The organism is Colwellia hornerae (genome assembly GCF_007954355.1).
Taxonomy (GTDB): domain Bacteria; phylum Pseudomonadota; class Gammaproteobacteria; order Enterobacterales; family Alteromonadaceae; genus Colwellia_A; species Colwellia_A hornerae.
The window spans coordinates 1-7,816 of sequence record NZ_VOLR01000047.1; the positions used below are offsets into that span (position 1 = coordinate 1).

At 38.1% G+C, this 7,816-nt stretch carries 9 protein-coding genes and 1 pseudogene; 3 read left to right on the top strand and 7 right to left on the bottom strand.

Features of this window, described 5'->3' with window-relative positions:
- Nucleotides 1-86 precede the first annotated feature (86 nt).
- From ESZ26_RS18485 to ESZ26_RS18495, 3 genes are all read right to left on the bottom strand, one after another.
- Entirely contained in the window at nucleotides 87-701 is a 615-nt protein-coding gene (locus ESZ26_RS18485) for a hypothetical protein (RefSeq protein ID WP_146801237.1), read from the bottom strand.
- Nucleotides 702-734: 33 nt separating this feature from the next.
- On the bottom strand, nucleotides 735-1,406 hold the full coding sequence (locus ESZ26_RS18490; RefSeq protein WP_146801235.1) for a penicillin-insensitive murein endopeptidase: 672 nt from the start codon (nucleotides 1,404-1,406) through the stop codon (nucleotides 735-737).
- Nucleotides 1,407-1,522: 116 nt separating this feature from the next.
- Nucleotides 1,523-1,927: a hypothetical protein gene (locus ESZ26_RS18495; protein ID WP_146801233.1), complete on the bottom strand. Its 405-nt coding sequence runs from the start codon at nucleotides 1,925-1,927 to the stop codon at nucleotides 1,523-1,525.
- A gap of 190 nt (nucleotides 1,928-2,117) precedes the next feature.
- Here ESZ26_RS18495 and ESZ26_RS18500 point away from each other — a divergent pair, with 190 nt between their 5' ends.
- Together ESZ26_RS18500 and ESZ26_RS18505 are read left to right on the top strand one after the other, a co-directional pair.
- Nucleotides 2,118-3,005 carry a site-specific integrase gene (locus ESZ26_RS18500; RefSeq protein ID WP_146801231.1) on the top strand — a complete coding sequence of 296 codons (888 nt, stop codon included), beginning with the start codon at nucleotides 2,118-2,120 and terminating at the stop codon, nucleotides 3,003-3,005.
- A pseudogene (locus ESZ26_RS18505) lies at nucleotides 3,002-4,063 on the top strand (IS91 family transposase). The gene ESZ26_RS18500 and the pseudogene ESZ26_RS18505 overlap by 4 nt, the downstream one beginning before the upstream one ends.
- Nucleotides 4,064-4,321: 258 nt before the next feature.
- On the opposite strand, the gene ESZ26_RS18510 reads toward ESZ26_RS18505, so the two are convergent.
- The gene (locus ESZ26_RS18510) at nucleotides 4,322-4,816 is read right to left on the bottom strand and encodes a hypothetical protein (RefSeq protein WP_146801229.1); all 495 of its coding nucleotides are present in this window, start codon (nucleotides 4,814-4,816) and stop codon (nucleotides 4,322-4,324) included.
- A gap of 370 nt (nucleotides 4,817-5,186) precedes the next feature.
- Between ESZ26_RS18510 and ESZ26_RS18515 the strand changes: the two genes are divergently transcribed.
- On the top strand, nucleotides 5,187-6,449 hold the full coding sequence (locus ESZ26_RS18515) for an IS110 family RNA-guided transposase (protein WP_146801227.1): 1,263 nt from the start codon (nucleotides 5,187-5,189) through the stop codon (nucleotides 6,447-6,449).
- Nucleotides 6,450-6,491: 42 nt separating this feature from the next.
- On the opposite strand, the gene ESZ26_RS18520 is transcribed toward ESZ26_RS18515, so the two are convergent.
- The 3 genes from ESZ26_RS18520 to ESZ26_RS19360 form a co-directional block, all read right to left on the bottom strand.
- Nucleotides 6,492-7,022, bottom strand: a complete 531-nt coding sequence (locus ESZ26_RS18520; RefSeq protein WP_146801225.1) for a hypothetical protein — start codon at nucleotides 7,020-7,022, stop codon at nucleotides 6,492-6,494.
- Nucleotides 7,023-7,130: 108 nt separating this feature from the next.
- A complete protein-coding gene (locus ESZ26_RS18525; RefSeq protein ID WP_146801224.1) occupies nucleotides 7,131-7,505 on the bottom strand; it encodes a hypothetical protein in 375 nt (124 codons plus the stop codon).
- Nucleotides 7,506-7,630: 125 nt separating this feature from the next.
- A partial coding sequence (locus ESZ26_RS19360) for a hypothetical protein (RefSeq protein WP_211361229.1) occupies nucleotides 7,631-7,816 on the bottom strand: 186 nt, incomplete at its 5' end.

Here is a 7,816-nt window from a genome sequence, read left to right on the forward strand (position 1 = left end):
TAATTGAATAGCGTTGACTTTAAAGTCGTTTGAATACTTCCAAGTTCGTCTTGGATTGTTGTACTTGGGCATAAGACACCTCATCTTTAGTTAGATTTTGGTGTCCGTTTTATCGGGGGAGGATCAGTGTCCTTGTTGATTTGCTTGTTAGGGTGTTCTTGCACAATTATTAAATAGTTATACACCAATGCACTTACTAAACCAAGAAAACCAAATATTACAGCACCTTGAAAGTAAGATAACCAACCCGCCATTGTAGGAATTCCATTAACCAACGTTTGGACACCATTTATTGTTGAAGATGAACCTAGACCATATTGCAAGGGCCAAGTGAATATGGCTATAGGAATAAACCCAACCAGAAAACCACATAGAGCAGCTACTTTGTAGGTAAAATCAATGTAACCTTTAACTATAATAGAAATTGGCAAACCCAAAATGACAGCGTGGCCCGCTGCAACAAATGTAATAAACATAGACATGCTAAGAAGCTGCTGACCAACTGAATCTAATGATGATGTAAAAAATGCACCAATTATGAAATATGCAACAACAATTAACGTTGGTGTCAGTGAGCAAATAATCAAAGCTATAATGTGAATAGAAAACTTACGTAACATTGACACCCTAACGCCGCAAACACTGGCGCGTAAGTTGGCACTTTTTTTGCGATCTTTTTGTTTTAGCAAAAAACGTGACAACTGTTAGCGTCCATTGATTTGCCTAGTTAGCATTCATCTACACGGAACTTCGAAATCAACATGATAATGTTCATCATGACGTACCCAAGACCGTTTTTTAGAAAACTGAATATTATTTTTAAGATATTCAGAATGCTTCGTTTTAAATAAATTAGGCTGTAATTCAGGATCAAAGATCACTCGCCACAAACCAAAACCTTGTTTTTTCGACTCTTTGTCTAACTCGACAATATGAGCGGCTAATGAATCATAATCAATTGTATACTCTTCAAATTTTCCTGATGCATCAAATTCAATATTGTAACCAAATTTGTTAAATGGATTTGTAGGCAAATGATCAGATACACCTTTTTCATTTTTTACAGGAGTCATAAAGTCTACAGACAAGCCATTTTGATGAGTTTTATGTGGACGAAATTTCCCTCCGCTTTCATAGCCAGTTTCTGCATATTTATAGACAGTGTTTGGCATAGTCACTTCTAAATTTTTATATGAATTGAGTATTATCGATTTGACACTCGAATGCACATAAGTTCTACCAGCTAACCTTGCAATGGTACTATAACTAACGAAATTTTTACCATCACTAGGAAGTTCAACACCATTTACTAAACTGCCATTTGAGGTCGTACCATGACATACACTCGAACTAGAATGTGCAACATGTGTGAAAAACATAAAAGCAATTAATACTAATCTATTCATTAAATAGTGACTCATATGGTTTGAATGCTAACGCCCAATTAACGGGCTAAAAATAGCGGGCTAAAATGGTAGCGAAGCGAACAGCCCGCTGTTTTTAGTCCTTGTTGATTTGCTTGTTAGGCATATTGCCACACCACTGCTGGGAAGTCTTTGGCAATAACCTCCGATACTATATTTTGACTCCAAACACGAATATGTTGAGCTTTACCGCGAATATCTTTATACCAAGGATAAGTAGTATTTACAAAATCGAAATAGCGAGATCTTTCAATAATTTGTATTAAACCTCCGTCATCGCGTATTTCATACTCATCAAATGATGAATGTGATTCTTCCATTTGTTGCCACATTATAGGGGCAAGGAAAGTGATTTTGACTAATCTCTTTGGAGTATCGTGATCGGCATATTCACCTTCGACAAGGAAAATACTCAATTCATCACAATCTTCATTTTTGTTGTAGCCAAATGAAACATTGTGAAAATAAAAATTATCTGATGATTCGCTGAGTATCGTATTCATATGCCTAACGCCCTGTTAAGGGGCAAAAAATGGTTTGCTATAATGTTGAGGCACGAAACAGCAAACTGTTTTTTGTCCCTCTTGAACAGCTTGTTGAACGAAGCCGCTCTGCGGCAGAGTAGATTTAAAACAACCTTCCATACTCAATAACAGCATTGTCACGTCGATGATGCGTTATTGGAGTATACCCATGAATACATCACAAGCACAACATTACAATTATCTTTATGAACAACACCTTATCAACCTATCCTTACAAGGTAAACGTCCTTCAACAATTGATGCTTACGCCCGTGCGGTTCGCCGTATAACCGCCTTTTTTGATAAAGCTCCTGATACCTTAACCACCGCTGACTTAAAACAATATTTCAACAGCCTCATTCAAACACATTCTTGGAGCACCATTAAGCTTGACCGTAATGGTTTACAGTTCTTTTACCGCTACACACTCGATAAACAATGGGAGTGGCTCTCTATCGTTAAACCGCCGCAAGTCAAGCGCATCCCTGATATTTTAACGGTCAAGCAAGTCAGTGAGGTGATCAATCAAACCAAGCAACTTCGCTATCAAGTGTTTTTTATAACGCTTTATTCTCTGGGGCTACGCTTAAGTGAAGGACTTAATTTAACCATACATGATATCGATAAATCGACAATGCTGGTACATGTTCGTGATGGTAAAGGAGGAAAAGACCGCATGGTGCCTCTGCCTGAGCAGACTCTCTTAGCGCTGAGGAATGATTGGAAAATACATCGCCACGCCCGTTTGATTTTTCCTGGCCTTCAGGTAAATACGAAAAACCATATGGATAAAGGCGGTGTTCAAAAAGCCTTAAAAAAGGTACTGCATGATTGTCGAATTAAAAAATTCATCAGCCCACATTCTCTTCGTCATTGTTATGCTACCCACCTGCTTGAACAAGGGCTTGATTTGCGTTCTTTGCAGCAATTACTTGGACACGCCAGTCTCAACACCACTGCACGTTACACACAGCTCACAAAAGTGAAACAACGTGATATGTCACGCGCCGTAAACCAACTAACCGATAAAATTACCATTATATGGTCTATAAAATGAGTACCTTTATTGAGTTACTTCGTCAACATCACCAAGCCCTTGAAATTCAGTATAGCGTGAAATTAACACCTGACATGCGTAAAGCGATTTATGCCATGCTTATGTGCAAAACACCACAGCAACGCCAATCACTTTGGGCTTGTGACCATTGCGAGCATCATGACCGTATGCCACTTTCTTGTGGCCATAGAAACTGCCCGCAGTGCCAACAAAACACAACATCACAATGGCTCGCTAGACAAAAAGCAAAACGCTTACCTGTTGAGTATTTCATGGCGACTTTTACCTTACCCTTTGAGTTAAGGCCTTTAGCTAAAAGCCGTCCTAAAGCAGTATATCAATTGATGTTTTCAGTCACATCTTCAATATTGAAAAACTTTGCCACACGCCAAGGCTTAGGCGACATTGGCTTTACCTCGGTACTACATACCCACAGCAGAAGGCGTGAACTACATCCCCATTTACATATTATTGTGCCAAATGGCGGTTACGACCCTAAACGAAAACAATGGCGTAAAGGCAAGAAAGGCTATTTATTTAACGAGTTCGCACTCGCTAAAGTCTGGAGAGCACGCGTGTTTGAAGCTATAAAAAAACATCCTGAGCTGTCACTGACTACTATCAAAAAACTGCCAACAAAATGGGTGGTCGATTGCAAAAAAATAGGTCATGGCTTACCGGCGTTAAAATATCTGTCTCGGTATTTATATCGTGGGGTATTGCCTGATAAAGACATTATTCATTATGACCAACACAACGTCACCTTTCGTTATAAAGACAGTGCAACGAACAAAATAACACCCCGTACGTTGCCAACACTCAAATTCTTAATGCTGATACTGCAACATGTTTTGCCCAAAGGATTGCAGCGGGTACGTGATTATGGGCTGTTATCCTGAGGCGCTAAAAAGCTTAGGTTAATAATTCAATTGCTGTTATTACCCATTCACGACTGGCTTAAACCCAAAAAGGAAGAAACCACACCCACGCGAGCCACGAGAATATGCCCTTGCTGCAAACATAAAATGCATTGCACGGGAGTGACACGAACGCCCTAGCCGAAAGGCGAATACAATAAGGATAATGGCTAAGGTAAGTAATTAATCTAGGGGGAATAAAGAGAGGCAACATGGTTTGCTAAAACATAAACTGATGAAAAAGCATTGCCTTTTTCGTCTTAACTTCGTACGTCTTGCGATCTGGCAATTGATAGCAAGCCCTTCAAAAAACAAATCGCTATTTACTATATAAAGCAGACTACGGGCTTGTCCAACACCCGAATAAGGTGTCGGCTACGCGACACCTATTCTTATTTGTTAGGCAACTGGGTTTAAATGCTGTATTTGAGCATTTAATTCTGCACTTTTTGTGATAGAAACGAAACTTGCCTCTAAGGCACTAAATTCCCAAGAAGTATAATCATCACCCAAAAATGAAATTTGATAACCGTTTTCTTCAAAATTTCTGTAATTATTCTTTCCGGAAAATGAAAACCAACCTTTTGAGTTTATTAGTATTTCAATAGCGGTGATCAAAACTACTGTTGCTGCTTGTTCACTTAGATAAAAGTCTATCGATGCATAATTCTTTTTCTCTATTGCTCTAGCTACCATCAGTTCATGTAAGATAGCCACAATAGGTTTTAGTTGTGATTTACCGAAATTTTTTTCTATGACCTCAGCGTACCTCATAACTTTAAATGAACCGATTTTGATCGTATCATGCCCTCCTGAAATAGCCCCCTTAAAGCCCTCATGTATTGAACCTGCCATAGACTCTATGATTTCCAACATGACTTTTTCTAAATCCATACATACTCCATTGCGTGCGATACTATTAAGTTGCCTAACGCCCCACTAAGAGGCAAATGATAGTTGGTTATAATAGAGAGCGAAGCGAACAAAACCAACTGTTATTTGTCCTGCTTGAGTGGCTTATAGTTCGACCAAGCCACTTAATCTCATAAAGTAACTTACTATTAGATTAGGTGGAACATGCTCCTGTTGGTTACGAATATTGAATGGTAAACATCCTATGTTTCTAACAAGACGTTCGAACCAACAGAGCAACTCGATTTCTAAACGCATACTCAGGGATTGACGACCACGACTATCTATAAGACCTGCGAGAAACGAGATTTAAGCATATTCCACCGTTAACTTTACGCGCAGGAGCTGCAAAATGAAAGCATATAACGTTAATGATTTCGCTGCCTTAATTGGCATTGATTGGGCCGATACAAAACATGATATTTGTCAACACCCTAATCACACAGAAAAATATCAATACTCCATTATAAAAAGTAAACCCGAAGCGCTTCACGAATGGGCAATGAGCCTTAAACAGCGATACCCGAACCAACAAATTGCGGTAGCCTGTGAGCTGAAAAAAGGCCCGCTTATTTATGCACTAGCCAAATACAACCACCTCACTTTGTTTACGATTAATCCTTCATCTGTGGCTAATTACCGTAAAGCCTTTACACCAAGTAACGCAAAAGATGATCCCTCAGATGCCTTTATACAAGTAGAAATACTCACTCTACACATGCACAAACTCGTTGTTATTGAGCCCGAATCAGCAGCTATACGTTCTTTGACACAGTTAGTTGAATATAGACGAAACGTAGTGCAAGACAGCGTTGACTTATCAAATAAAATAACCGCTGCATTAAAGAATTACTACCCGCAAGTACTTGAATGGTTTAAAGAAAAAGATACCTTTGTTTTTTGTGATTTTATCCTTAAATGGCCTTCACTCGATCACGCTAAAACAGCAAGAAAACAAACGCTATTAGACTTTTTTACTACCCATAACTCACATTACGCCCAAGTTAATGATGCACGTATCACCAGTATTAAAAGCGCTATGGCGTTAACTGAAGACATCGGCGTGATAGAGCCAAACAAACTCTTAGTGGAAGTACTCGTCGCACAATTCAAAGTATTACTAAAGGGGATAGTGTCGTTAGATAAAGTGATAAAAGAGGCTTATAAAACGCAACCGGACAAAGTGATTTTTGATAGTCTCCCTGGTGCAGGGCAACAACTTGCACCACGTTTATTGGTGGCTTTTGGCAGCAATAGAGACCGTTACAATGATGCCTCTGAGTTACAGAAGTATGCAGGTATTGCACCGGTCATTGAACGAAGTGGCAAGAAAACATGGACACATTGGCGATACAGTTGCCCAACGTTTTTAAGACAAACCTTTGTGGAATGGGCAGGTTTCTCGATACGTTATTCGTTTTGGGCAAAGGCCTATTACGAGCAACAAAAAAGCAAAGGAAAGCCACATAATAGTATTATAAGATCACTGGCCTTCAAGTGGATCAGAATAGTATATAGGTGCTGGAAGACAAGTAAGCCCTATGACGAATCAAAATATTTAGAAGCATTAAAAAGAAGAGGTTCGCCGCTGTTAAAATTTGCAATAAATAGCTAAATTTTACTAGTCGTCCACCTCAGGGCGTGTTGTTACAAGGATTTAACTGCTAATACAGCTACGATGAACTGAAGCAAAAGCCTTGAGCAACTTGTTAATTTGAACCCTATCATCTGGATTATAAACTCCAATAGATAGATAATCCGTATTGTAAAATGTCATAAAACCGTCAGATGATTCGTTTTCTAAAGATACCTTTACAACCTCAGCGTCTTTTAGAAAATTAATTTCAATTAAATCACTCCACCGTTGTTGTACAACACCATCCTCGATAACGTCATGCGCAGGGACAAATAATGAGTTTTTATAGTTATTAGTAAAATCGACTATTATTGCAGAATGTACAGAATAAAATCCTTTTCTCTCACTTACTTCTTTTGACCAGTGAGACTTGAATTCAACCTTACAGGTATCGATATTCTTTATAATAACTGTTGAGTTTTGATTGAAATTTGGATCGGAAATTATTGCTTCCAAATTTAAAAAATTCAATGTGTAATTATTAGGGCTACTTTTAACAGTCGAACAACTCGTGTTCAATATAGTTAAAATCAAAATTATCAACACACGCATAGTTTGACGATCCTTGTAACGCCCCAATAAGGGGCTAAAAATTGTTTGCTAAAATGTGTAGCGAAGCGAAACCGAGCAAACTGTTTTTAGTCCCGCTTGATTGGCTTGTTATGTTTTCTTTTTCACAAGACCTTGAAATACTGAGATTAATGAAGCTAGATGTATTAGTAAAACTCCTATTAATATACTTGAAACAGTTGTGAAAATATTAACTATTTTTGAAATATAGTTCTCTGTAGATATTTCACTCTCTATAGTAGATTTGAAAATGGTTACGATTTGAGATTTATCAAAGGGTTCTTCGCTTTCAGCTTTATAAATTGCTTGCTCAATTAAAGATATGCGCTCTTCTAGATCTCTAGAATTACTTTCCTCATATTGATTTTCAACGTAATGTGGAAGCCAAAGAGAAAAGCCAGAATAAGTAAACAGCAATAAAGTAGAGATACTCAGCCAAATTATTTTAGATTTATTAGAATTCAAACTCTCACTCCATTGAAAACATAACGCCCTGTTAAGGGGCAAAAAATAGTTTGCTAAAATGTTGAGGAACGAAACAGCAAACTGTTTTTTGTCCCTCTTGAACAGCTTATAGTTGCTCCGTTCCATTAATTAATCAGTTTACCTAACTCATTAATAGGTGGAATATACTTCTGTTGCTTACGAATATTTGAATGAAAACACTCGATGCTTTTAACAAGACTTTCGGCGCAACAGAAGTTACTTGTTTCACTACGCATACTCAGGGGTTGCCGTCTATATCGACTATCTATAAGACCTGCGAGAAACAATAC

What these genes read in the sequence shown, in the direction of transcription:
- ESZ26_RS18510 (WP_146801229.1), bottom strand. Translation starts at nt 4,816, where the DNA reads ATGGATTTAGAAAAAGTCATGTTGGAAATCATAGAGTCTATGGCAGGT.
- ESZ26_RS18520 (WP_146801225.1), bottom strand. Translation starts at nt 7,022, where the DNA reads ATGCGTGTGTTGATAATTTTGATTTTAACTATATTGAACACGAGTTGT.
- ESZ26_RS18515 (WP_146801227.1), top strand. Translation starts at nt 5,187, where the DNA reads ATGAAAGCATATAACGTTAATGATTTCGCTGCCTTAATTGGCATTGAT.
- ESZ26_RS18490 (WP_146801235.1), bottom strand. Translation starts at nt 1,406, where the DNA reads ATGAATAGATTAGTATTAATTGCTTTTATGTTTTTCACACATGTTGCA.
- ESZ26_RS18495 (WP_146801233.1), bottom strand. Translation starts at nt 1,927, where the DNA reads ATGAATACGATACTCAGCGAATCATCAGATAATTTTTATTTTCACAAT.
- ESZ26_RS18500 (WP_146801231.1), top strand. Translation starts at nt 2,118, where the DNA reads ATGAATACATCACAAGCACAACATTACAATTATCTTTATGAACAACAC.